We start from the raw sequence: 23,304 nt of genomic DNA, 5'->3' as shown, positions 1-23,304 counted from the left end.
CGACCTCCTCATCGGGCCTGCACCTCCGGAGCCGGGTCGCCGAGCACCACCTCGACGCCGGTGCGCACCGGACCGGCCGGGGCCCGGGCGGCCAGCGCCGCCGGCAACGCCCGGTCGACGTACTCGCAGAGCACGTGCACGGCCACCAGGTGCAGCTCCTGCACCACCTGGGCGTCCGGTGAGTCGACCGCCAGCCGCTCGTGGCAGAGGTCGGCGAGGGGGTTGGGGGCGGGTCCGGTGAAGGCCCAGCAGCGCAGGCCGGTGTCGTGGGCGGCGTGGGCCGCGGTCAGGAGGTTGGTGCTGGTGCCGCTGGTGGAGAGCAGGAGGAGGAGGTCGTCGGGTCGGCCGTGGGCGCGGACCTGGCGGGCGAAGGCTTCGTCGTAGCCGTAGTCGTTGGCGATGGCGGTGAGGGCGCTGGTCTCGGCGTGCAGGGCGATGGCGGACAGGGGTTGGCGGTCGTCGCGGAGTTTGCCGACGAGCTCGGCGGTGAGGTGTTGGGCCTCGGCGGCGCTGCCGCCGTTGCCGGCCACCAGCAACCGACCGCCCGCGGCGAGGCGGTGCGCCAGCTCCCCGCCCCAGCGGGCGAGCAGCTGTTCCGCCTCGCGCAACGGCGGCAACGCGCCGGCCAGCCGGGTCAGGTGGTCCGCCAGCACCGTCCCGCCGGCCGTCGGGGCGGCCGTCATCAGGCGACCACCCGGGTCGGTCGACGCACGCCGGCCACCTCGCCGTACAGCGTGCCGAGGCGCTCGGCCGCGGTGGCCCACGAGTAGCGGGTCCGAGCCCGTTCCAGCGCCGCCGTGGCGTAGGCGAAGCGGCGGATCCGGTCCCCCAGCAGGCCCCGGATCGCCGCGCCGAGCGCCGCCGGGTCGCGGGCCGGCACCAGGTCGCCGGTGCGGCCGGGCACCACCGTGTCGATCAGCCCGCCGACCGCGGTGCCGATCACCGGTACGCCGCAGGCCATCGCCTCCAGCGGGGTGAGCCCGAACGGCTCGTACCAGGGGGCGGCCACCAGCACGTCGGCGGAGCGGTACCAGCGGCCCATCTCCTCGCGGGGCACGGCGCCGACCAGGCGTACCCGGTCGGCGATGCCGAGCGACCGGGCCAGCGCCCGCAACCGCATCGCGTACGGGTCGGTCTCCAGCAGCCCGGCGGGCGGCCCGCCGACCACCACGCACTCGGCGTCCGGCACCAGCGCGGTGGCGCGGATGACGTCCTGGAGACCCTTGCGCTCGACCAGCCGTCCGACGGTGAGGATGCGGGCCCGGCCGCCGTCGGCGTCGGCGACCGGGCCCAGCGGGTCGAAGGTGGACAGGTTCACCCCCGACGGCACAACGGTCATCCGGGACCGCGGCACCCCGAGCCGGACCAGTTCGGCGACCTCGTCCTGGCACTGGGCGACCACCCGGTCCACCGCGCGGCCCAACTCGCGTTCGTGGTCGACGCGGCCCGGCGGGCTGGTGTCCTGGGCGCCCTGGTGGCGGCGTTTGACGGTGCCGAGCGCGTGGTACGTCTGCACGATCGGCACGCCGGCGCGCCGGGCCGCCGCGAGCCCGGCCAGCCCGCTCATCCAGAAGTGCGCGTGCACCACCTCGGGCTGCCAGTCGCCGGTGCGCCACCGGTCCGTCAGCCAGTCGGAGAACGCCGGCATGTACGGCAGCAGGTCGTCCTTGGCCACCGGCTCGGCCGGGCCGGCGGGCACGTGCACCACCTCGTACCCGTCCGGGGCGGCCACGGTCACCGGCAGGTCCACCGCGTCGCGGCGGGTGTGGACGCGGACGTCGTGTCCGGCTGCCGCCAGCGCGGCGGAGAGTTCGGCGACGTGCGTGTTCTGGCCGCCGGCGTCCTCCCCGCCGAGGACGGCGAGCGGGCTGGCGTGTTCGGAGATCATCGCGATGCGCATACTTCCTCCTCCAGCAGCCGGTCCCAGTCGGCGAGGAAACGCTCCAGGCCGTAGCGGTCGCGGGCGGCGGCCCGGGCCGCCGCGCCCGCCCGGCGGGCGGCCGCCGGGTCGTCCAGCAGGCCCCGGGCGGCGTCGAGCAGCACGTCGACCCGGGTGGAGAGCACTCCGGCGTCCGGCGGTACCGCCTCGACGGCCTCGGTGGTGGCCAGCGCGATCACCGGCATGCCGATGGTCATGGCCTCGATCAGGCTGAGCCCGAGCGAGGTCCAGCGGCACAGGTGCAGGTAGGCGCGACGCGTGGCCAGCTCGGCGTGCATGGCGTGCTGCGGCACGTCGTCGTGGCTGGTCAGGCGGTCCTCGGGCAGCCCGAGGTGGGCGGCGAGCCCGGCGACCTTCATGCCGTAGACGTCCAGCGGGGCGACCGCGGCGAACCGGGCGAGCAGGTCGGTGCCGGTGACCCGCCACCGGCGTACCGGTTCGTTGATCACCACGGCGAGGCGGTCCAGTTCGCCGGTCCATTCGACGGCGGGCGCGACGACGCCGTGTTCCACCACGGTGGTGCGGGTGGCGCCGTTGTCCCAGAACAGTTCGTTGAATCCGGTGACGTGGGTGAGCAGCAGGTCGTCGCGGTCGGCCATCGGGTGGCGGGTGTTCGGGACGTCGCCCTTGGGGGTGTTGTGTTCGACGTAGACGGCCGGGAGGTCGCGGCCGGGGCGGCGGCCGAGCCACCGGGCGGCCAGGTCGAGTTCCTCGGGGCGTTGCAGGACGACCACGTCGACGTCGGTGGTGCGGAGCTGCTCCGGGGTGACCTCGACGGCGTTGTCGGGCCAGGGGTAGGTGCGCGCCCGGCCGAGTCCGTAGGCGTCGCGTGCCGGGTTGACCGGGATGAGGTAGCGGTGCTTGCCGTGCACGAACGAGGTGGTCCAGGACCCGTGCACGTGCCACAGCAGGATGTTCATCCGGCCACCCCGAGCAGCCGCAGCGCCTCCAGCACCCGGCCCGGCTCGACCGCGGAGAGGCAGGGGTGGCCGGGGACCGGGCAGGTGGTGGCGCGGGTGTCCCGGCAGGCCGCGCCCGCGTCGCCGAGGCGGACCGTCGGAACCCGGTACGGTCCCCACTGGCCGAACGGGACGGTGGGGGCGAACAGGCTGACCACCGGCACGCCCAGCGCGGCGGCCAGGTGCGCCGGACCGGTGTTGCCGACCACCAGCGCGCCGGCCCGGGCGATCACGGCGGCCAGCTCGGCCAACCCGGTCCGGCCACCCAGGTCGACGCCGCCGGCGGCGGCCACCCGCGCGGTCAGCTCCCGCTCGTCCGGCCCGCCGGTGACCACCACCCGGTGGCCGGCGGCGCCGAGCACCCGGACCACCCGGGCGGCCAGCTCGACCGGGCAGGCCCGGGTCTCCACCGAGGAGCCCGGGTGCAGCACCACGTAGCCGGGCGCTCCGGCCGCCGCCGGGACCTGCGGCAACCCGTCGGTGCGCAGGCGCAGCGCGGGTTCGTCGTCCTCGGGCAGCGGGAAGCCGGCGGCGGCGGCGAGGGAGAGCGCGCGTTCGGGTTCGGGTACGCCGACCGGGACGCGGTGGCGCACGTCGAGCAGGGCGCCGGGATAGTCGTCGCTGACGGCGCTGATCCGGGGCACGCCGGCCAGGCGCAGCAGCAGGGCCAGGGGCAGCGGGGACTGGTGGAAGCTGGTGAAGACGACCGCCTCGTCGGCGTGCACGGCGGCGAGCCGGTCGGTGAGCGCGCGGATGGCGGTGGGGTCGACCGGTGGGGCGGGGGCGTCGATCCAGGGCAACGGCCATTCGATGACCTCGTCGACGCCGGGCAGCAGGTCGGCGGCGGCCCGGCCGCGAGGGCCGCAGAGCAGCACCACCCGGCGGGCGCCGGCCGCGACCGCCCGGATGCCGGGACCGGTGACCAGCACGTCCCCGGCCGCGTCGCTGCGGACCACCAGCACGGTGCCGGCGCGACGCCGACCCTCGGGCGCCGGCGCGGCCACCAGCCGCATCCGGGTCAGCACGGTGTCCACCGCGTCCGGCAGGTCGGCCGCGACGGTCGGCGCGGCGGCCACCTCGGCGGCGCGGGTGGCGGGCGTCGGCACCAGGACGCCGGCGGCGCCGGCCGCCGCGGCGGCGGCCATGTCGGCGCCGATGTCCCCGATCAGCACGCACCGGCTCGCCGTGGTGCCGAGCGCACGCGCGGCGGCGTGCACCAGCCCCGGCGCCGGCTTGCGGCAGCCGCACCGGTCCGGCTCCGCGTGCGGACAGATCGCCCAGTGGTCGAACGGGCCGAGCAGTTCCTCGACCCGGGCGTGTACCGCGTGCATCTGGGCGGCCGTGAAGTACCCCCGAGCCAGCCCCGACTGGTTCGTCACCACCGCCAGCCGCAACCCGGCCGCGCGCAGCCGGTCCAACGCCTCCCGGGCGCCCGGCACCGGCCGGACCTTCTCCGGGTCACCGTTGTACGGCACGTCCTCCACCAACGTGCCGTCGCGGTCCAGCAGCACCGCCTCGTACAGGCCGGACGGGAGCCGGTCAGCACCCGGGTAAACCCGGGCTGACCTGCACTGATCCCGCTCGTGGTCCCGTCGCACGGGCGGCGGGTTCCCGACCCCCCGAGGAGTAAACGTCAGCCCCGGTTACCCGCCGCCTCCGAGAAGCTAACCCGGCTGCCGTTAGCGACGGCCGCCCCGGGGTACCGGACACTCGTGGCGGTTGTGGAAAAAGTGATCGATGCGTCCCCGGACCGGGTCTTCGAGGTGCTGGCCGACGGCTGGACGTACAGCGACTGGGTGGTGGGCACCGCCCACGTGCGGGACGTGGACGACACCTGGCCCCGGGTGGGCAGCCGGTTGCACCACCGGGCCGGCCCGTGGCCGTTCTCGCTCCAGGACAGGTCCACCGTGCTGGAGTGTCAGGCGCCGCATCGGCTGGTGCTGCGCGCCGGGCTCTGGCCGGCCGGCGAGGCGGTCGTGGCGTTCGTCCTGGAGCCGTTGGACGACGGCCGGACCCGGGTCACCCTCGGCGAGGACTTCGCGGCCGGACCGCTGCGGTGGGTCCGGACCAAGCTGAACGACCTCGTGCTGCATCTACGGAACCGGGAGACGCTGGCCCGGCTCTCCGACATCGCGACGCGACAGAAGTCGGAGCGGTGAGCGGTCGATCGCGGGGCGTCTGTGCGGACGCCGGAAAGCGGACTGGCTACCCTCTCAGGTGAACCTGTCGGCCGACCGAGGAAGTCCGTGATGATCGAACCCGTGCACTTGCCCTCCCCGTGGGCGGACGCGCGCCTGACCGTCGTCGTTCCGACCTACAACGAGGCGGGCAACCTCCCGGTGCTGGTCGAGCGCCTCCTCGCGCTGCCGCTGCCCGGGTTGAAGGTGCTCGTCGCGGACGACAACTCCCCCGACGGCACCGGCGAGGTCGCCGACAAGCTGGCCATCGAGCACCCGGACCGGGTGCTGGTGGTGCACCGCCCCGGCAAGGAGGGCCTCGGCCGGGCGTACGTGGACGGCATCGGTCGCGCTATCGACGACGGCGCGGAGTACGTCGCCCAGATGGACGCGGACATGTCGCACCCGCCGGAGGCGCTGCCCGGCATGCTCGGCGCGCTGCTCTCCACCCAGGCGTCCGTGGTCATCGGCTCCCGCTACGTGCCCGGCGGCGAGCTGGACGAGAACTGGCCGCTCTACCGTCGCGCGCTCAGCGGCTGGGCCAACCTCTACGTGCACACGCTGCTGCGGGTGCGGATCCGCGACCTGACCGCCGGCTTCAAGATCTGGCGGGCCGACGCGTTGCGCGCCATCGGGCTGGACCGGGTGCAGTCCAACGGTTACAGCTTCCAGGTGGAGATGCACTACCTCGCCACGAAGCTGGGTCACACCATCCTGGAGGTGCCGATCCGCTTCGAGGAGCGCCGCGAGGGCGACTCGAAGATGACCACGGCCACCAAGATCGAGAGCGCGCTGATGCCGTTCAAGCTGCGCACCCGCCACCGCAACATCGACTCCTGATCTCTCCCCCTCCCCTCTTCTCCCCGCAGATTCACGGAAAGAGTGCCTATCGCGGTCGGGATGGGCACTCTTTCCGTGAATCTGCGCGCCACAAGTGGGGGGCGTCAGGGGTAGACGGTGCGGTGGGCGGCGGCGATCGCGCGGACGTACACCTGGCCGGTGAACGCGCGGTCGCGGGCCAGCGCGGCGCGGGCGGCGTTCGCGCCCGGCGCGCCGTGCACCCCGCCGCCCGGGTGGGCCGAGGCGCTGGCCAGGTAGAGCCGGTCCACCGGAGTGTCCGCCCGGCCGAGTCCCGGGACCGGTCGCAGGAAGAGCTGCTGGTACGCGGCCGCGGTGCCGCCGCCCAACGCGCCGCCCACCAGGCTCGGCTCGGCCTCCTCCAGATCGGCCGGACCGGCCACGTGCCGCCCGACGACGGACGCGCGGAAGCCCGGCGCGGCGGCCTCCAGCACCTCCTCCATCCGCTCCACGTGCCCGGCGATCTCCTCGGCCCGCCAGTTCCGGCGGAACGGAAGGTGGGTGTAGGACCACAGCGACTCGGTGCCCGGCGGCGAGTGGCTCGGGTCGGCCACCGTCATCTGCCCGACCAGCAGGAACGGATCCGTCGGGACCTCGCCCCGGGCCAGTGCCGCGGCGTACGTGGTGAGGCCGTCCAGGTCCGCGCCGAGGTGCACGGTGCCGGCGCCGGTGACGTCCCGGTTCCGCCACGGCACCGGCGCCGACAACGCCCAGTCGACCTTAAGCGTGGAGCCGTCCCACTTGAAGTGCGCCAGATCCTCGACCAGCCGGGGCGGCAGCGCCGCCGCGCCGACCAGGTCCAGGTAGAGCGCCGGGGCGGGGACGTCGGCGAGCACGGCGCGGCGCGCCCGCCAGTCCGCCCCGTCCGCGGTCCGCACCCCCATGGCGCGGCCCCGGGCGGTGAGCACCCGCTCGACCCGGGCGTCGTACTCGATCCGGCCGCCGCGCGCCACCAGCCGGGCCACCAGCGCGTCGGTGATCCGCTGCGCGCCGCCCACCGGCACCGGCCAGCCGACCTGCTGGCCGAGCATGGCGAGCAGCCAGCCGTACACGCCGGAGCCGGCCTCCTCCGGGGACAGGTCGGTGTGCAGCGCGCACCCGGCCAGCAGCGCCGGCCCGCCCTCGCCCTGGAAGAGTTCCGCGCCGAGCTTGCGCACCGGCAGCACCAGCCGGCGGGCCAGCCGCAGCGCGCCGGCGACCCGCAGCCGGCGCAGCAGGCCCACCCCGCCGCGGACCGGCGGGAACGGGCTGGTGATGGCGTCCAGCATCGGCTCCGCCACCTGGAGCCAGTCGGTGTACGCGTGCCGCCAGCGCTCCCCGTCGCCGGGGGCGAACGCCTCCAGCGACGCGGCGGTGGTGTCCAGGTCGCGGTTGACCACCGCGGCCCGCCCGTCGGGGAGCAGGTGCGCCAGCACGTCGGGGGCGTTGGTCCAGGACAGGCCGTGGCGGTCCAGGTTCAACCCGCGCAGCACCGGGGAGGCGTAGCCGAGCGGGTAGAAGGAGCTGTACAGGTCGCTGAGGTAGCCCGGGGCGGTCACGTACGCGGAACGCACCGCGCCGCCGGGCGCCTCGGTGGCCTCCAGGACCAGCACGTCCCAGCCCGCGTCGGCCAGCAGGTTCGCCGCCACCAACCCGTTGTGCCCGGCCCCGATGACGACGGCGTCGGCGGTGGAAGTCATCCGTTGCGCCTACCCGGCCGCCCGGCGGCGGAAACGCGTTTGCCTCGCCCGGGCCGGGGCAACCACGCGCATGTACACGGTTGCGCAGCTGATAGGTGGGGTGTGGGGCGCCGGGGGCGAGGGCGGCGAGCTGGTCGTCCACGATCCGGCCGACGGGACGCCGGTGACCCGGGCGCCGGTGGCCGGCGCGGACGAGGTGGCCAAGGCGGTGGAGGCGGCCCGGGGCGCGGCGGCGGAGTGGGCGGCGACCGCCCCGGCCGAGCGGGCCGCCGCGCTGCACCGGGCCGCGGACGCGGTCGAGGCGGCGGCCGACGAGCTGGCCGAGGCGACCACCGCGGAGATGGGCAAACCGCTCGACGACGCCCGCGGCGGCGTGGCGGCGGGCGTCGGCACGCTCCGGCAGTACGCCGAGCTGGCCCCGCTGCGGGGCGGCCGGACGCTGCACGGCGGCCACGCCGCGGTGGACTTCATGGCCCCGGAGCCGCGCGGCGTGGTCGCCGCGATCACGCCGTGGAACGATCCGGTGGCGGTCTCCTGCGGCCTGCTCGGCGCGGCGCTGGTGACCGGCAACGTGGTGGTGTTCAAGCCGAGCGAACGCACCCCGGGCACCGGCTGGCTGCTGGCCCGGGCGCTGGACGCGGCGTTGCCGGCCGGCGTGCTGTCGTTGCTGACCGGCGGCGGCGAGGTGGGCGCGACGCTCGCCGGGCAGGAGCTGGACGTGGTGGCGCACGTGGGCTCGACCGCCACCGGCCGGGCGATCGCCGCCGCGGTCGCGCGGACCGGCGCGAAGGTGCTGCTGGAGAACGGTGGCAGCGACCCGCTGCTGGTGGACGCCGACGTCGACCCGGTCTGGGCGGCCGAGCAGGCGGCGTTGGGCTGCTTCGCCAACGCCGGGCAGATCTGCGTCGCGGTGGAACGCGTCTACGTGCACCGCGACGTCGCGGAGGAGTTCGTCGACGCGTTGGTGGCCCGCGCCGAGGCGCTCGTCGTGGGCCCCGGCCGCGACCCGGGGACCCGACTCGGCCCGCTCGTCGACAGGCGGCACCGGGACCACGTGCACGGGCAGGTCACCGCCGCGGCGGCGCAGGGCGCGCGGATCCGCGCCGGGGGCGCGGCGCCGGACGGGCCGGGCGCGTTCTACCCGGCCACCGTGGTCGACGGCTGCCGGCACGAGATGACGCTGGTGCGCGAGGAGACGTTCGGCCCGGTCGCCCCGGTGGTGGTGGTCGACTCGTTCGACGAGGGGCTACGGTGCGCGGCCGACTCGCCGTACGGGCTGGCCGCCACCGTGCTGACCGGCTCGATGAGCCACGCGCAGCGGGCCTGGCGGGAGCTGCCGGTGGGCACCGTCAAGGTCAACGCCGTGTTCGGTGGCGCGCCGGGCGGGGCCGCCCAGCCGCGCCGGGGCAGCGGCCAGGGCTTCGGGTACGGCCCGGAACTGCTCGACGAGTTCAGCACCGTGAAGGTGGTCCACCTGGAGGCGCCGGGCGGCGGCCACTGGTGAGCACCCGCACGGCGGGGCCCGGGACCGCGCGGTCCCGGGCTCCCTCGTCGTACCCCTGGCGGGTCAGCGACCGCCGCGGGCCTTGCGGGTGGCGGTGTTGTTCGCCTTCTGGATCGCCTGCACCAGCTCCGGTTTGGTCATCCGGGAGCGGCCCCGCACGTCGAGCTTCTTCGCCACCGACAGGAGGTGGTCCTTGGTGGCGTTGGCGTCCACCCCGCCGGCCGTGGGCGCGCGCCGGGCCGGGCCGCCGCCGGCGGCCTGCCTGTCGCTCGGCCCCTTGCGGCCCTTGGCCTCCCAGTGGTCGCCCACCTTCTCGTACTCGTGTTTGACCGCGGCGAAGGCGACGCGGTGCGCGCGTTCCCCCTCGCCGTACGTCTCGACCGCCGAGTCGTGCGTCTTCTCCCAGGTCCGCTGCGCCTTGGCCGGAGAGCGCTTCAACGTGCTGGGCAACACCTCGCGCCCGGGCATCTCGTCCACCTCCGTCTCGATCGGGTATCCCCTGTCGTTCCCCCCGGTCCGGGGGACAAACCGGCGCACGGTTTGTCGATTTCCACCGGGGGGTACCGCCCGGCCACGCCCCGGTGGCGCATCGGGCGCTGGAGGAGGCGGTCATGACGGCGACGACACCACCCACTGTCGACGGCGCGGCCCGCGCCCGCTTCCCCCGCCGGATGCGCCAGCTCGACTGGCGTACCTGGCGGGGCGTGCTGCTGCGCAGCGGCCAGGGCTTCGTCAAGGACAACTGCGCCGACTGGGCCGCCGCGCTCACCTACTACGGGGTGCTGGCGCTCTTTCCGTCCACGATCGTGGTGGTGGCCCTGGTCGGGCTGGTCTCCGACGGCCCGCGCACGGTGGACACCGTGATCGACCTGGCCCGGGAGATCGGCGCCGGCTCGGTCGTCGGCAACGACGCGTTCGTCGGCGTGGTGCGCACCGTGGTCGAGCAGCAGGGCCCGGCGAAGGCGCTGCTGAGCTTCGGTCTGCTCGGCGCACTCTGGTCCGCGTCCGGGTTCATCGGCGCGTTCACCCGGGCCTCCAACGCGATCTACGGGGTCCAGGAGGGCCGGCCGTTCTACCGGCTCCGCCCGCTCCAGATCGGCATGGCGGCGGTGACCATGCTGCTGCTGGCGGTGGTGGCCACCGGGCTGATCGTCAGCGGCCCGGTCACCGACGCGGTGGGCGACCGGCTGCACGCCGGCGGCCTGGCCCGGACCACCTGGTCGGTGACGAAGTGGCCGCTGCTCGCGCTGGTCGCGATGACGTTGCTGTCGCTGCTGTTCTGGATCGCGCCGAACGTGCGGCAGCCGCGCTTCCGCTGGCTCACCCCGGGCGGCGGGCTGGCGCTGGTGGCCTGGGTGCTGGCGTCCTTCGGTTTCGGCCTCTACGTGGCGAACTTCGGCTCGTACGACGTCACCTACGGCAGTCTCGGCGCGGTGATCGCGTTCCTGGTCTGGCTCTACCTGTCGAACTGCGCGCTGATGCTCGGTGTGCAGGTCAACGCGGAGTTGCAGCGGGGTCGGGCGATACAGGCCGGCGTCGAGGACCCGGCGGAGCCGGTGCTGCCGCCCCGCGCGCCGGCCGACTCCTGAGACCGCCCGCCCGGTTGCCGGCCGGATGACCGGCTCGCCGGACCGGCCCCGGTTTACCGGCGGTCCCCCGGGGCATCACTGAGGGCATGGAACGTGGCAGCAGCAAGCACTCGCCCAGGGTCGACGACCAGATGAGCAGCGAGGTCAGCGGCCTGGTCCAGGGTCCGGGCACGGGTGGTGCCCGGGTCGACGAGTTCCGCCAGGCCGAGCCGTCCGGCGAGGACCAGCCGGAGGCCACCACGGCGCCGGCCGGCGACCTGCGTACCGGCTCCCCGCAGGGGATGAGTTCCACGGACGTGGAGGCGCGCAGCCGGCTCGGTCGGTTCATCGGCATGGCGGCGCTGCCCGGCGACCGCGACGCGCTGGTGGCCAACGCCCGGCAGAACGAGGCGCCGGCGGACATCGTCGCCGCCCTGGAGGGCCTGCCGGGCGACACGCGTTACCAGACGGTTTCCGAGGTGTGGGCCGCACTCGGGCACAGGAACGAGACGACGCGCTGGTGAGCGGGCCGGCCCACGGTTCGCGACAGCACACCGGCGGAACAGGAGGAACCCCGACATGAGCGGCGTAATGGAACACGTGGATGTGGACGTCCCGATCCGGACCGCGTACGACCAGTGGACCCAGTTCGAGGAGTTCCCGCACTTCATGGAGGGCGTGCAGGAGGTCCGGCAGCTCTCCGACACGATGACGCACTGGACCGTGGAGATCGCCGGCGTGAAGCGCGAGTTCGACGCCGAGATCACCGAGCAGCTCCCGGACGAGCGGGTGGCGTGGCGGTCCACCGGCGGCACCCAGCAGGCCGGTGTGGTGACCTTCCACCGCCTCGACGAGGGGCACACCCGGGTCACGTTGCAGATGGAGTTCGAGCCGCACGGCGTGGTCGAGCAGGCCGGCGACAAGCTGGGCGTGGTGGACCGCCGGGCCAAGGGCGACCTGGAGCGGTTCAAGCAGTTCATCGAGCGGCGCGGTCAGGAGACCGGCGCCTGGCGCGGCGCGGTCGACCGCCCCACCCCCTGAGCGTCTCCCCCGCACGAACCCCGATGGCCGCCGGCTCCGCCGGTGGCCATCGCCGTGCCGGTGGTCCGTTTGCGATCATCCGGCCCGGGTACCGCAGGGGAATGACCGACAACGACCGCCAGTGGCGCGACGAGGACCGCACTCCCCTGCACGAGCTGGACCAGGCGATCGCCCGGTCGACGCTGGACGGCCAGGCCGACGACGCCACTGGGAACGACGCCGGCGAGGAGGCCGCGTTCGGCCACGGTCCGGAGGCGGTGGACCGGGGCGCCGGCGCGGAGGCCGAGCGTCGGGAGATGACCGACGCGGATCGGGCGTACCGGCCGTCCACCACCGGTCGGACCGGACCGGACAGCATCTGAGCACCCCGGTTCCGGGCACCGTCGAGTGCCCGGAACCGGGAGCGCGCATCGACCGAAACGACAAGAATTATCGTACGGACGGCCGGGAAAACGGACAGCGCATCCAGAATCGGCCGAACGGCTGGCAGCACTCCGGGTCCGGCGCGTAAGAATTTCGGAATGGATCAGGGCTCCGCTTTCCTCTCCACTCGTCAGCGCCGCCTCGCCTGGTTGGGCTTCCTGCTCGCCGCCGTCCAGGCTCCCGTTGCGGCGAAGTTCAGCGACGACAGCTCCTGGCTGTTCAGCGTGGTGGTCGCGTTGATGGTCGCGACCGTGATCATCGCCGACGACGGTGCCCGGCGCCGCCGCCCGGCGCAGGCACGCTCCTTCGACTGATCACCGTTCGGCCGGGCGCGCCTCGTGCCCCGGCCGCCCCCGGCTGCGGCGTCGCTCCTTCATCTCCGCCTCGTAGAGGTGCCGCCGGCCGCCCACCAGTTCGTCCCGGGCCTGCCGGTCCACCTCCCGGAAGAGCGCGTGGTAGCCGTCGTCGAAGTCCTCGACGATCTGGAACGTCCACCTACCGGCGATCACGTTGCGGCCGAGCAGGTCCCGGTCGATCCGCTCGGCGATGCTCGGGTGGCCGGCGGAGCGGAACCGCTCCACCGCCTCGTCCAGCATCAGATCGGCGTGGCCGATGAGCTGGTGCAGCTCGTAGAGGTGGCCGCGGGCCCGCTCGACGCACTCCAGCGCCTCGCCGAGCTTGCCCAGTGCCTCGACCGTGGCGTCACTCACCCCGTCCGGCCGGCGGTGCGCCCGGTCCGGTCCGTCGACCTGCTGTCCCATCGTGTGCCTCCGCGGACTCGGCTGCGTCGTCTGCGTGGTTCCCTTCTGCCCCGCCGCGGGCGGCTCAATCCCCGGGGCCGAGGCGGGCCGGGTCGCCCGGACGAGCCGGGCATCGGCCGGTCGGCCGAGGCCGCCCCGGTCCGCGCGGGGCTAGCCTCGGTCCCCATGCGCGTGCCGAACAACCGGGTCGCGACCCCGTCCGCGGCGGTGGCCGCACGGTCGACCCTCACCACGCTCACCGCCGCCGTCGGCACCGCCGGCCTGGCCGCGGCCCGCCTGAACCCCGGGCTGCTCGCCGAGGTCGACCAGCACGCCGCCGGGGTACGCGACAGCCTGCACGGTGACCGCCGGCCGCTGACCGTGGCGGCGCTCGCCGGGTACGCCGAAGGGCTGCGGGAGGCGGCGTCCGAGCACGGCTGGACGCCGCCGGTCGGGCCGGTCGACTGGTCGGCACCGGGCTGGCTGCTCACCCGGCTGCTCGCGGTCTGCCTGCTGGCCCGCGCGCTGGACCCGCGCCACCTGGCCTGAGACACGGCGCGGGGCGCCCGCGATCGCCCCGCGGACACCCCCCGTCACCCGTGCTGCCGTCAGCCGCCCGGCCGACGGAACTGCTGCGTCTCGTCGCCCCGCTCGCCGGAGCGGTACGTGCCCGCGCCCGACATGGACGACTGCGGTCCGGTCGGGGCCGGCTGTCCGCCCCGGTCGGCCATCCGCCGCTCGTAGTCGCCGCGGCCGGTCTGCTGCCCCTGCCGCTGCTGCCGGAACGCCCGGGACTCCTCCGAGACCCGGTCCAGCCAGCCGTCCCAGCGGTTCTGCATCGGCTTGATCAGACCACCGCCGACACCGACGACCAGGATTCCCGCCACCGTGGCGAGGAACGCGATGAGCACCGGCGTGGTCACCGTGGTGGCGATGCCCACCTGGTTCAGCGCCGCGATGACACCGAGCGCCAGGATGAAGAACGCCGCCACGTCGGCCAGGATCCGGCCGTACGAGAGCCCGCCGAGCGCGCCGGACACCAACTGCCGGACGGCGTTGGCGATGGCGGCCGCGATCACCACGATGACGATCGCCACGAAGGCCCGCGGCAGCCAGGACACCACCCCGCGGATCAGGTCGCTGATCGCGTTGGGTCCCCACACCCCGAAGGCGAACTGAAGGGTGAACAGCAGGACCGCGTAGTAGGCCAGTCTGGCCAGGATGTCGCTGGCGTCGTACTTGGTGCGTTCCAGGGCGCGCTTGATCCCGCCGCGTTCCACGGCGCGGTCGAACCCGACCCGTTCCAGTGCCGCGTCCACGATTTTGAGGACGGCTCGGGCGATGAGCCAACCCACCACGAGGATCGCGATGAACGCGATGGCCCTCGGTACGAAGAGCAGCACCGACCTCCAGAAGTCGGTCCAGGCCGCACTGATGTCGACCTGGCCGACCGCGAGGGTTTTCGGCATGATGTCCCTCCTGTCGCGTGAACTGCGCCGCCCGCATACCCGTCGCTCTGGGCAGCACGCCGGGCCGGACCGGGGCAATTTCCCGACATGACCCGCCGAACCGGCCCTGACCTGCCCTTAACGTTCACGCCGACGGTGACCGGTGGCGACGGTGGCCGCATGATCGGAACCCGTCGGCCACCCGCCGGTTAGGCTGCGGTCATGCCAGGCACCGTCGGTCGGATTCCCACGCCGTCCGCCCCCACTCCGGGAGCGGCCGCCCACCCGTGGGCCGGTACGCCGTTGGGCGCCCCGGAGCAGTGGGACCCGGCGGTGCGCGCCGTGGCGGACGTGGTGCTGTCCTCCCCCGTACCGATGGCCCTGCTCCTCGGTGACGACCTGGTCCTGCTCTACAACGAGGGCTACGCCGAGTTGATCGGCGACCGGCACCCGGACGCGTTGGGCCGGCCGGCGGCGGAGGTGTTCGCCGAGGTGTGGCGGGAGGCCGGCGCCGGCGAGGCGCTGGCGCGGGTCTACCGGCAGGGCGAGCCGTTCCTGGAGCGGGAGGCGGTGCTGCCGGCTGACCGGCAGGGCGCCGGCCCGGCCGAGCCGGCGGTGTTCACCCGCGGCCACTCCCCGGTCCGGGACTCCACCGGCCGCATCGTCGGCGTGCTCACCGTCTCGGCGCAGACCACCCAGCTCACCCGGCAGTTGCAGAGCCTCAGCGACTTCGCCGCGGCGCTCTCCGGCACGCTCACGCTGGACGACGTGGCCCGGGTGACGTTGCGCTACTGCCTGCACTCGTTCGACGCCGACCGGGTCTCCTTCGTGGTCGACGAGGGCGCCACCTGGCGGCTGGTCCGCCGGATCCGGGGCGAGCTGCTCGACGAGGCCGACGAGCGGCTGCCGCCGTTGTGGCGGCGGATGAGCGCCGACGCGACGATGCCGGCGGTGGTCACCGCGCGCAGCGGCGTGCCCTCGTTCACCGCCGACGGGCAGCCGTTGCGCGACGTCGCGGTGGACCGGCACGACGAGAAGATCCGGGCGCTCGCCGCGCTGCCGCTGCGCTCGACCGTGGTCCGGGGCGCGCTCACCGTGGGTTACCAGACGCCACGTCCCTGGTCGCCGGCGGAACGGGCGCTGCTGGCCGCGTCCGCGGAGCTGATCGGCCAGGCCGCCGAGCGGGCCCGCCGCTTCGAGACGCAGCACGGCACCGCCCAGTTGCTGCAACGCAGCATGCTGCCGGAGCAACTGCCCGACCTGCCCCGGTTGCGCATCGCGGCCCGCTACGAGCCGGGCGTCGACGGCAACGCCGCCGGCGGCGACTTCTACGACGCGTTCCTGCTGCCCACCGGCGCGCTCGGCGTGGTGCTGGGCGACGTGGCCGGGCACGACGTGCAGGCCGCCGCCCGGATGGGTCAGGTCCGCGCCGCGCTGCGCGCGCTCGCCCTGTCCGATCCCCGGCCGGACGCGGTGCTCGGCGGTCTGGACCGGCTGGTGGCGAGCCTGGGCGTCGAGGGCGGCACGCACGAGCTGTTCGTCACCGTCGTGTTCGGGGTGGTCGACGCCGACCGGGAGCTGGTCACGCTGGCCAGCGCCGGCCATCCCGCGCCGCTGATCCGGCGCGGCCGGACGGGCGCCGGCCCGGCCGCGGAGTTCGTCGAGGTGCCGCCCGGCCCACCGCTGGGCCTCGGCGGCGTCCCGCGCCCGGTCACCGTGCCGTTCCGCCCCGGCGACACGCTGCTGCTCTACAGCGACGGCGTGGTGGAGCGACGCTGGCAGGACCTGGCTTCCGGGCTGGCCGGGCTGGGCGCGGCGGTGAGCGCCGCGAGCGGCAGCGACCCCCGGGCGTTGTGCGCGGTCGCGACCGCCGCTGTGCCGGGCGCCACCGAGGACGACGTGGCCGTGCTGGCGGTGGAGCACGCGGTCCGGCCCAGCCGGTCGGCCGGCATGGAGGTGCCGGCGGAGCCGACCGCGCCGAGCCGGGTCCGGCACTGGCTGACCGCCCAGCTCACCGAGTGGCAGGTGCCCGAGGCGGTGGTCGGCGCGGCGGTGCTCTGCACCAGCGAGCTGACCACCAACGCGCTGCTGCACGCCGGCACCGCCGCCCGGGTCGAGATCGACCTGAGCGCGGAGCGGCTGCTGGTGTCGGTCGCCGACTCGGGCACCCGGGGGCAGGTCACCCGCGCCCAGACCGACACGTTGAGCAGCCGTGGCCGCGGGCTCGGCCTGATCGAGGAGCTGAGCGACGCGTGGGGCACCGACCCGACCGTACGCGGCTCGACGGTCTGGTTCGAGATCCTCATTCCGGCCGGGTGAGCCGGGCGTCGCCCGCGTCCGTCCCGGGTAGGAGGCACGCCATGACCGACGACACGCGCCACGGCGTCCTCTTCGACGTCGACGGGACCCTGATCGACTCCACCTACCTGCACACGGTGAGCTGGTGGGAGGCGCTGCGCCAGGCCGACCACCGGGTGCCGATGGCGCGGATCCACCGGTCCATCGGCATGGGCTCGGACAAGCTCCTCGACCACCTGCTCGGCGCCGAACGGGACACCGACGCCGACGGGCGCCTGCGCGACGCGCACGACGCGCTCTACGCGGAGTACTGGGAGCGGCTCGCCCCGCTGCCCCGGGCCCGGGAGCTGTTGCACGCCTGCGCGGACCGGGGCCTGCGGGTGGTGCTCGCCACCTCGGCGGCCGAGCACGAGGTGGCCGTGCTGCGCGCCGCGCTGGACGCCGACGACGTGATCGACACGGTCACCTCCTCGGCCGACGCGAAGGAGAGCAAGCCCGCCCCCGACATCCTGGCCGCCGCGCTGCGACAGTCGGGGTTGGCCGCCGAGCGGGTGGTGTTCGTCGGCGACTCGGTCTGGGACGTCGCCGCGGCCGGCAAGCTGGACATCCCCTGCATCGGCCTGACCTGCGGCGGCACCGGCCGGGCGGAGCTGGCGGGCGCCGGCGCGGTGGCGGTGTACGAGGACCCGGCCGAGCTGCTCGACGGGCTGCCGGACAGCGCGATCGGTTCCCTCGGGCTGAGCCAGCGGTCAACACCACTGCGTCGAAAGGCTTAGCCGGCACCGGTTCGGGGCACTGCTGACCACCTCCGCCCGGCCGCCGGGCGGCCGAAGGGTGGGGTCGTGGAACCGGTCGATGTCGCGTTCGCTCTGCTGGGCGTCGGTGCGCTGCTGGCGGGCATCCTGCCCCGGGTGCTGGAGAAGCGGCCACTGTCGATGCCGATCGCGTTCCTCGGGCTCGGCATGCTGGTCTTCGCGCTGCCGACCGGGTTGCCGACACCGGATCCGCTGCGCTCGCCGGAGCTGACCACCCACCTCACCGAGGTGGGGGTGATCGTCGCCCTGATGGGTGCCGGCCTGAAGATCGACCGGCCGCTGAGCTGGGCCCGCTGGTCGTCCACCTGGCGGCTGCTGGCCATCGCCATGCCGCTGTGCATCGCCGCGGTGGCGCTGCTCGGCTGGTGGTGGGCCGGCCTGGTGCCGGCGGCGGCGCTGCTGCTCGGGGCGGCGCTCGCGCCGACCGACCCGGTGCTCGCCTCCGACGTGCAGGTGGGTGAGCCGACCGACGTGGAGGACTCCGAGGACGAGGTGCGCTTCGCGCTCACCTCGGAGGCCGGCCTGAACGACGGTCTGGCCTTCCCGTTCGTCTACGCCGCCATCGCGATCGCCAGCACCAGCCTCGCCCCGTCGGACTGGTTGGCCGAGTGGGTGGCCGTGGACGTGGTCTACAAGCTCGCCGCCGGCGTGGGCGGGGGCCTGCTGGTCGGCTGGCTGCTCGGCAAGCTGTTCTTCCGTGCCCCGAGCACGTTGCGGCTGGCCAAGCACTCCGAGGGGTTCCTCGCGCTGGCCGCCACGTTCCTCGCGTACGGGCTGGTCGAGGTGATCGGCGGGTACGGCTTCCTGGCGGTCTTCGTGGCCGCCCGGGCGATCCGGGCCGCCGAGCGCACCAGCGAGTTCCACTCCGTGCTGCACGACTTCGCGGAGCAGGTGGAACGGCTGCTCACCGTGCTGTTGCTGCTGCTGTTCGGGGGCGCGGTGATCGGCGGGCTGCTGGCACCGCTCACCTGGCCGGCGGCGCTGGTCGGGCTGGGCCTGGTGCTGGTGATCCGGCCGCTGGTCGGCTGGCTGTCGCTGCGCGGTGCGCCGGGCCGGCCGGCCGAGCACTGGGTGATCTCGGCGTTCGGCATCCGCGGCGTCGGGTCGTTCTACTACCTGGCGTACGCCACCAGCAAGACGGACTTCCCGCAGGCGGAGCTGCTCTGGGCCACCGTCGGCCTGGTGGTGGTGGTCTCGGTGGTGGCCCACGGGGTCGCCGCGACGCCGGTCATGCAGTTGCTGGACCGGGCCGGCGACCGCACCCGGGACAGCACCGAGACCGGTGCGGGCAAGGAGCCGGTGCCGGCCGGCTGAGCGATCCCCGGCGGCCGGCGGGGGTGGCGGGTCAGTCCCCGCGCAGCCGGGCGGCCAACGCCCGACCGAGATCGTGGCCGGACCGCCAGGCGCTCTGCACCCGTGGCCGGCCGAACGCGTCGCCGGCCAGGCCGATCCCGTCGTCGTCCAGGTGGAACGTGCCGTCCGCGCCGTTCGCCACCGGCCGGGCGTACGTCCAGCGGTGCACGTGGGTCGACAGGGCCGGCTCGGGCAGGCCGAGCAGGTCCCGGACGGCCTGTTCGATCTCCGGCCGGGCGGCGGTCGGTTGCAGCAGGTGGCCGGCGGCGAACGCCGGCGTGGTGTGCGCGACCAGCACCGGGGCGCCGTCGCCACGCCGGTCGCCGTCGTCGCAGACCAGGCTCAGCACCGGGTGGTCGTTGACGAACGCGCCCCGGAAGTCGGACCAGCGGCGGGACGGGAAGTGCAGCACCGCGGAGAGCGTGGACGACCAGCGTTGGGTCGCCACCGCGCGGGTGGCCGTCTCCAGCGCCGGGTCGAGCAGCAGGGCGGCCTGGGGGCCCGGCATGGCGAGCACCACCGCCTCGGCGGCCCGGCCGTCCACCCGGGGTCCCGGCTCGACCATCATGATCAGCCGGTCGTGCGTGACCGGCAGGTCGGCGGCCAGGTGTTCGACGAGCGAGCGCAGCCCGCGGGGGGCGGCCCAGCGCATCGGGCCGGTCACCTTCTCCCGCCCGCGCGGCCCGTACGCGACGAGCGTGTCGGTCCACTCCCGGACCAGCCCGGCGGCCTGCCAGCCGGCGACCACGGCGGCGAAGTCCGGGTCGTCGACGGTGAAGTAGGCGGCGCCCAGGTCGGCGGGACGTCCGTCGAAGCGCTTGCTGGCCATGCGCCCACCGGTCACCCGGGCGCGTTCGCGCACCTCGACCGGGATGCCAGCCCGAGCCAGCTCGGTCGCGCACGCCACCCCGGCGATGCCCGCGCCGACCACCACCACACCCGCCCGGTCCGCTGTCATCAGTTGATCGTAGGTGCCGGCCGGCATGAACCCGCCGGCACGGGGGTAATGGCACATCCGTTCGAGAAAGGGTGATCATCATGGCCGACCGCACCAACGACCGCACCACCGTGAACGTGAACCCGGACGCCGCCGTCAAGGACCCGGACGACTGGGTGACCGGCGACGAGCCGCCCACCGCGGCCCAGGAGTCCTACCTGCACACCCTGGCCCAGGAGGCGGGCGAGACGGTGCCGGAGGGGCTGACCAAGGCGGAGGCGTCCCGACGGATCGACGAGCTCCAGGCGGAGACCGGCCGGGGGCGCTGAGACCGGCGATCAGCGCGGGGGGAGGCGGTGCAGCTCGACGCGGTCGAGCCGCCCCGCCGCCACCCGGGCGGTCAGGTAGGTCGCGTACGGCTGGGCCCGCCGGTCGGTGGGCGAGCCGGGGTTGAGCAGCCGCAACCCGCCCGGCGCGACGGTGTCCCACGGGATGTGCGAGTGGCCGAAGACCAGCACGTCACAGTCGCGGTACGCGGCGGCGCACCGCTCCTCCCGCCGGGTCTTCGGCCCGGTCTCGTGCACCACCGCGACCTTCAGCCCGGCCAGCTCGACGCGGGCCACCTCGGGCAGCCGGGCCCGCAACGCCGGCCCGTCGTTGTTGCCGTACACGCCGACCAGCCGGCGCGACCGGGCCTCGAGCGCGTCCAGCAGCGCCTCGTCCACCCAGTCCCCCGCGTGCACCACCACGTCGGCGGCGTCCACCGCCGCCCAGAGCGGTTCCGGCAGGTCCCGCGCCCGCTTCGGCACGTGCGTGTCCGCCATGACGACCAGCTTCACCGCGCCATCCTCCCGCACCCGGCGCGGCTTCGCCGCTCAGGCGCCCTGGCCCTGGTTCTGCATCAGGCCGCCGTCCATGAAGTACGTCGACCCGGTCACGTAGTCGGCGTCGGCGCTGGCCAGGAACACCGCCAGCTTCGCGATCTCGGCCGGCTCGGCGGCCCGTTTCCACGGGATGCTCTGCACCTGCTCGTGCAGGTACTTCGGGTCGTCGATGGCCTCCTGGTTGAACGGGGTGAGCACCATCCCGGGCCCGATGTTGTTGACGTTCATCCGCATCGGGGCGACCTCCAGCGCGAGGCTCTTGGCCAGCTCCAGCATGCCGCCCTTGCTGGCGTCGTAGTCCGCGCCGCCGGCCCGGGCCACCTCCTGGTGGATCGAGGTGATGTTGATGATCTTTCCGCCGCCGCCGACGTCCCGGCGGTGCCGGACGAACCGCCGGCAGCAGAAGAACATGCCGTAGAGGTTGGTGCGGATGCACCGGTCCCAGGTCTCTGTGTCCAGGTCGGCCACCGGGATGCCGGAGGCGTCCACGCCGGCGTCGTTCATCAGCACGTCCAGCCGGTCGAACTCGGCCAGCGCCTCGTCGAACATCGCATCGACCTGGTGCTCGACGCTGATGTCGCCCTGCACCACCACGGCCCGCCCACCGGCCGACTCGATCTCGGCCCGGGTGTGGTTCGCCCCGGCGTGGTCGTGCAGGTAGTGCACCACCACGTCGGCACCCTCCCGGCCGAACTCGATGGCGGTGGCCTGGCCGATGCCCGAGTCCGAGCCGGTGATCAGGGCGGTCTTGCCCGCCAGCCGTCCGGTCATCCGCGTGCTCCCTCCGTGCGGGCCGCGCCAATCGGCACGGCCGGTCGGTCGTGCGCGAACCGCGCGGCGGCCTCGGTGATCCGGCCGGCGGCGTTGATCAGGCCGATGTGCGAGAACGCCTGCGGGAAGTTCCCGAGCTGCTCGCCGGTGACCTGGTCGATCTGCTCGGCGTACAGGCCGAGGTCGTTCGTGCGCGCGGCGAGCTGCTCGAACAACCGCCGGGCCCGGTCCAGCTCGCCCGCCTCGGCCAGGCAACCGGCCAGCCAGAACGAGCAGATCACGAAGCCGGCCGGGTCACCGTCCCAGCGCCGCAGCAGCCCGTTGTGGGACAGCCGCCGCTCGATCACGTCCATCGTGGCGCGCATCCGCGGATCGTCCGCCGGCAGGAACCCGACGAGCGGCATGACCAGCACCGAGGCGTCCAGGTCGTCGGAGTCGAACGCGCCGGTGTACGCGCCGACCCGCTCGTTCCAGCCCCGGGTGAGCACCGCCGCCCGGACCTCGTCCCGGGCCGCCGCCCAGCGGGCCACGTCGGCCGGGTCGCCGAGCCGCGGCCCGAACCGCACCGCCCGGTCCAGCGCGGTCCAGCACTGCACCTTGGACGAGACGTAGTGCCGCTCGGCGTCGCGCGCCTCCCACATCCCGGCGTCCGGCCGGTGCCAGTCGCGTACCGCCTGGTCGGCGAGCGTGCACAGCAGGTGGCGCACGTCGGGTGACATCGGGTCGAGGTAGTGCCGCATCAGCCAGGCCGCGTCGAGCACCTCGCCCAGCACGTCGTTCTGCCGCTGCCGCCAGGCGTCGTTGCCGACCAGCACCGGCCGGCTGCCGGCGTACCCGGCGAGGTGGTCGAGGTCGTGCTCGGTCAGGTCCCGCTCCCCCTCGACCCCGTACATGATCGGGGCGGGCGCGTCGCCGAGCCGGCCCATCGCCCGGGCCACCCAGGTGAACTGCCGGTCCGCCTCGTCCGGGCAGGCGGCCCGCCAAAGCGCCTGGAGCGTCAGGCTGAAGTCGCGGAGCCAGACGAAACGGTAGTCGTAGTTGCGGTCCCCGCCGAGCTGTTCCGGCAGCCCGGTGGTGGCCGCCGCGACGACCGCGCCGCTCGGCCCGTAGGTCATCCCCTGCACCACGAGCGCGCTGCGCCGGACCAGGTCGCGGTACTCCCCCCGGTAGGAGTGCAGCTCGGCCCAGGACCGCCAGCCGGCGACCGTCCCGGCCACCACCTCGGCGGCGTCGGGCAGCGTCGGCGTCCCACCGGCGTACGTCGGGGCGTACCCGAGGGTGAAGTGGTGGACGCTGCCGGCGCGGGCGGTGAACCGACCGACGGCGGTCCCGTCGGCGAACGTCAGGTCCACGTCGGCGCGCAGCTCCAGCCGGCACGCGCCGGCGGTGGCCACCACCACCCCGTCGCGCTCGGTGAGGTAGGCGCCGACCCGGCCGTACTCGAACCGCGGCGCGTAGGCCACCCGCATCGGCACCTCGCCGCCGGTCCCCTCGACCAGCCGCGCGAGCACCCGCGGCGACCGCAGCCCGACGTCGTGTCCGCGCGCGCCGGGCTCCAGCGCCAACGCGTCGGTGACCGCCACCGTCCCGGTCGGCGTGGTGAAGACGGTACGCAGCACCAGCGCGTCGTCCAGGTAGGACCGGGTGCTGGTGAACTCGCCCTCCGGATGGATGGCCCAGTGCCCGGCGTCGTCGTCCAGCAGCCGCCCGAAGACCGACGGCCCGTCGAACCGGGCCGGGCACCACCAGTTGACCGCGCCGGCGGTGTCCACCAGGGCGGCGCTGCGCCCGTCGGCGAGGAAGCCGTGCTCACTGATCCGTCCGGTCCGCACGGTGCTGGCTACCCGGCCTCGCCGTCGCCATGCGTCGCCGGGATCGGTGCCGGCCGGCGCGTTACCGCTCGCCGGTGT

25 protein-coding genes are annotated in these 23,304 nt (G+C 74.7%); 13 read left to right on the top strand and 12 right to left on the bottom strand.

Features of this window, described 5'->3' with window-relative positions; translation table 11 throughout:
• Positions 1 to 8 precede the first annotated feature (8 nt).
• The 4 genes from OG767_RS12295 to OG767_RS12280 are packed head-to-tail and all read right to left on the bottom strand — an operon-like array spanning position 9 to position 4,496.
• On the bottom strand, positions 9 to 683 hold the full coding sequence (locus tag OG767_RS12295; RefSeq protein WP_405093519.1) for an SIS domain-containing protein: 675 nt from the start codon (positions 681 to 683) through the stop codon (positions 9 to 11).
• Positions 683 to 1,900 (bottom strand): glycosyltransferase, encoded by a 1,218-nt coding sequence (locus OG767_RS12290; RefSeq protein WP_405093518.1) that lies wholly within the window; start codon positions 1,898 to 1,900, stop codon positions 683 to 685. Before OG767_RS12290 ends, OG767_RS12295 begins: the two co-directional genes overlap by 1 nt.
• Positions 1,885 to 2,859, bottom strand: coding sequence for a glycosyltransferase (locus OG767_RS12285; protein ID WP_405093517.1), 975 nt, complete (start codon positions 2,857 to 2,859; stop codon positions 1,885 to 1,887). Before OG767_RS12285 ends, OG767_RS12290 begins: the two co-directional genes overlap by 16 nt.
• Complete coding sequence (locus tag OG767_RS12280) at positions 2,856 to 4,496, bottom strand: HAD-IIIA family hydrolase (RefSeq protein WP_405093516.1); 1,641 nt, start codon at positions 4,494 to 4,496, stop codon at positions 2,856 to 2,858. Before OG767_RS12280 ends, OG767_RS12285 begins: the two co-directional genes overlap by 4 nt.
• A 114-nt stretch (positions 4,497 to 4,610) precedes the next feature.
• Between OG767_RS12280 and OG767_RS12275 the strand changes: the two genes are divergently transcribed.
• Together OG767_RS12275 and OG767_RS12270 are read left to right on the top strand one after the other, a co-directional pair.
• Complete coding sequence (locus OG767_RS12275) at positions 4,611 to 5,057, top strand: SRPBCC family protein (protein ID WP_405093515.1); 447 nt, start codon at positions 4,611 to 4,613, stop codon at positions 5,055 to 5,057.
• Between the two features lie 90 nt (positions 5,058 to 5,147).
• Positions 5,148 to 5,915, top strand: a complete 768-nt coding sequence (locus OG767_RS12270; protein WP_281939525.1) for a polyprenol monophosphomannose synthase — start codon at positions 5,148 to 5,150, stop codon at positions 5,913 to 5,915.
• 104 nt (positions 5,916 to 6,019) lie between these two features.
• On the opposite strand, the gene OG767_RS12265 is transcribed toward OG767_RS12270, so the two are convergent.
• Positions 6,020 to 7,612 (bottom strand): phytoene desaturase family protein, encoded by a 1,593-nt coding sequence (locus tag OG767_RS12265; protein ID WP_405093514.1) that lies wholly within the window; start codon positions 7,610 to 7,612, stop codon positions 6,020 to 6,022.
• Between the two features lie 70 nt (positions 7,613 to 7,682).
• Between OG767_RS12265 and OG767_RS12260 the strand changes: the two genes are divergently transcribed.
• Positions 7,683 to 9,116: an aldehyde dehydrogenase family protein gene (locus OG767_RS12260; RefSeq protein WP_405093513.1), complete on the top strand. Its 1,434-nt coding sequence runs from the start codon at positions 7,683 to 7,685 to the stop codon at positions 9,114 to 9,116.
• A gap of 63 nt (positions 9,117 to 9,179) precedes the next feature.
• Here the strand turns inward: OG767_RS12260 and OG767_RS12255 are convergent, their stop codons facing one another.
• Positions 9,180 to 9,584, bottom strand: coding sequence for a ChaB family protein (locus OG767_RS12255; RefSeq protein ID WP_405093512.1), 405 nt, complete (start codon positions 9,582 to 9,584; stop codon positions 9,180 to 9,182).
• Positions 9,585 to 9,727: 143 nt separating this feature from the next.
• On the opposite strand from OG767_RS12255, the gene OG767_RS12250 reads away from it, so the two are divergent.
• From OG767_RS12250 to OG767_RS12230, 5 genes are all read left to right on the top strand, one after another.
• Positions 9,728 to 10,705 (top strand): YihY/virulence factor BrkB family protein, encoded by a 978-nt coding sequence (locus OG767_RS12250; RefSeq protein WP_405093511.1) that lies wholly within the window; start codon positions 9,728 to 9,730, stop codon positions 10,703 to 10,705.
• A gap of 86 nt (positions 10,706 to 10,791) precedes the next feature.
• Positions 10,792 to 11,208, top strand: a complete 417-nt coding sequence (locus OG767_RS12245; RefSeq protein WP_405093510.1) for a DUF2795 domain-containing protein — start codon at positions 10,792 to 10,794, stop codon at positions 11,206 to 11,208.
• 55 nt (positions 11,209 to 11,263) lie between these two features.
• The gene (locus tag OG767_RS12240; RefSeq protein WP_405093509.1) at positions 11,264 to 11,725 is read left to right on the top strand and encodes an SRPBCC family protein; all 462 of its coding nucleotides are present in this window, start codon (positions 11,264 to 11,266) and stop codon (positions 11,723 to 11,725) included.
• A gap of 101 nt (positions 11,726 to 11,826) precedes the next feature.
• Entirely contained in the window at positions 11,827 to 12,087 is a 261-nt protein-coding gene (locus tag OG767_RS12235; protein ID WP_107160680.1) for a hypothetical protein, read from the top strand.
• Between the two features lie 159 nt (positions 12,088 to 12,246).
• Positions 12,247 to 12,462, top strand: coding sequence for a hypothetical protein (locus tag OG767_RS12230; RefSeq protein ID WP_405093508.1), 216 nt, complete (start codon positions 12,247 to 12,249; stop codon positions 12,460 to 12,462).
• Here the strand turns inward: OG767_RS12230 and OG767_RS12225 are convergent, their stop codons facing one another.
• Complete coding sequence (locus OG767_RS12225) at positions 12,463 to 12,909, bottom strand: hypothetical protein (RefSeq protein WP_405093507.1); 447 nt, start codon at positions 12,907 to 12,909, stop codon at positions 12,463 to 12,465.
• 165 nt (positions 12,910 to 13,074) lie between these two features.
• Here OG767_RS12225 and OG767_RS12220 point away from each other — a divergent pair, with 165 nt between their 5' ends.
• Positions 13,075 to 13,437 carry a DUF6401 family natural product biosynthesis protein gene (locus tag OG767_RS12220; RefSeq protein WP_396770893.1) on the top strand — a complete coding sequence of 121 codons (363 nt, stop codon included), beginning with the start codon at positions 13,075 to 13,077 and terminating at the stop codon, positions 13,435 to 13,437.
• 59 nt (positions 13,438 to 13,496) lie between these two features.
• Here OG767_RS12220 and OG767_RS12215 read toward each other — a convergent pair whose 3' ends face one another.
• Positions 13,497 to 14,357: a mechanosensitive ion channel family protein gene (locus OG767_RS12215; protein ID WP_281939506.1), complete on the bottom strand. Its 861-nt coding sequence runs from the start codon at positions 14,355 to 14,357 to the stop codon at positions 13,497 to 13,499.
• Between the two features lie 201 nt (positions 14,358 to 14,558).
• On the opposite strand from OG767_RS12215, the gene OG767_RS12210 reads away from it, so the two are divergent.
• The 3 genes from OG767_RS12210 to OG767_RS12200 all read left to right on the top strand — a co-directional run bounded on the left by OG767_RS12210 (position 14,559) and on the right by OG767_RS12200 (position 18,763).
• Positions 14,559 to 16,655, top strand: a complete 2,097-nt coding sequence (locus tag OG767_RS12210) for a SpoIIE family protein phosphatase (RefSeq protein ID WP_405093506.1) — start codon at positions 14,559 to 14,561, stop codon at positions 16,653 to 16,655.
• A gap of 41 nt (positions 16,656 to 16,696) precedes the next feature.
• Complete coding sequence (locus OG767_RS12205; protein ID WP_405093504.1) at positions 16,697 to 17,410, top strand: HAD family hydrolase; 714 nt, start codon at positions 16,697 to 16,699, stop codon at positions 17,408 to 17,410.
• Positions 17,411 to 17,476: 66 nt separating this feature from the next.
• Positions 17,477 to 18,763 (top strand): cation:proton antiporter, encoded by a 1,287-nt coding sequence (locus OG767_RS12200; RefSeq protein ID WP_405093503.1) that lies wholly within the window; start codon positions 17,477 to 17,479, stop codon positions 18,761 to 18,763.
• A 31-nt stretch (positions 18,764 to 18,794) separates the two neighbouring features.
• Here OG767_RS12200 and OG767_RS12195 read toward each other — a convergent pair whose 3' ends face one another.
• On the bottom strand, positions 18,795 to 19,739 hold the full coding sequence (locus OG767_RS12195; RefSeq protein WP_405094204.1) for an NAD(P)/FAD-dependent oxidoreductase: 945 nt from the start codon (positions 19,737 to 19,739) through the stop codon (positions 18,795 to 18,797).
• Between the two features lie 101 nt (positions 19,740 to 19,840).
• Between OG767_RS12195 and OG767_RS12190 the strand changes: the two genes are divergently transcribed.
• Positions 19,841 to 20,068, top strand: coding sequence for a DUF3072 domain-containing protein (locus OG767_RS12190; RefSeq protein ID WP_405093502.1), 228 nt, complete (start codon positions 19,841 to 19,843; stop codon positions 20,066 to 20,068).
• A 9-nt stretch (positions 20,069 to 20,077) separates the two neighbouring features.
• On the opposite strand, the gene OG767_RS12185 is transcribed toward OG767_RS12190, so the two are convergent.
• From OG767_RS12185 to OG767_RS12175, 3 genes are read right to left on the bottom strand one after another with little or no spacing between them, the layout of a single operon-like run.
• A complete protein-coding gene (locus OG767_RS12185) occupies positions 20,078 to 20,578 on the bottom strand; it encodes a metallophosphoesterase family protein (protein WP_405093501.1) in 501 nt (166 codons plus the stop codon).
• A 36-nt stretch (positions 20,579 to 20,614) separates the two neighbouring features.
• Positions 20,615 to 21,394, bottom strand: a complete 780-nt coding sequence (locus OG767_RS12180) for an SDR family oxidoreductase (protein ID WP_405093500.1) — start codon at positions 21,392 to 21,394, stop codon at positions 20,615 to 20,617.
• Positions 21,391 to 23,226 carry a glycoside hydrolase family 15 protein gene (locus OG767_RS12175; RefSeq protein WP_405094203.1) on the bottom strand — a complete coding sequence of 612 codons (1,836 nt, stop codon included), beginning with the start codon at positions 23,224 to 23,226 and terminating at the stop codon, positions 21,391 to 21,393. Before OG767_RS12175 ends, OG767_RS12180 begins: the two co-directional genes overlap by 4 nt.
• Positions 23,227 to 23,304: the final 78 nt, after the last annotated feature.

This window comes from Micromonospora sp. NBC_01392 (assembly GCF_045040125.1).
Lineage (GTDB): Bacteria > Actinomycetota > Actinomycetes > Mycobacteriales > Micromonosporaceae > Micromonospora.
The sequence above is the reverse complement of the archived record's forward strand: the minus strand, read 5'-3'. Positions and strand labels throughout refer to the sequence as shown.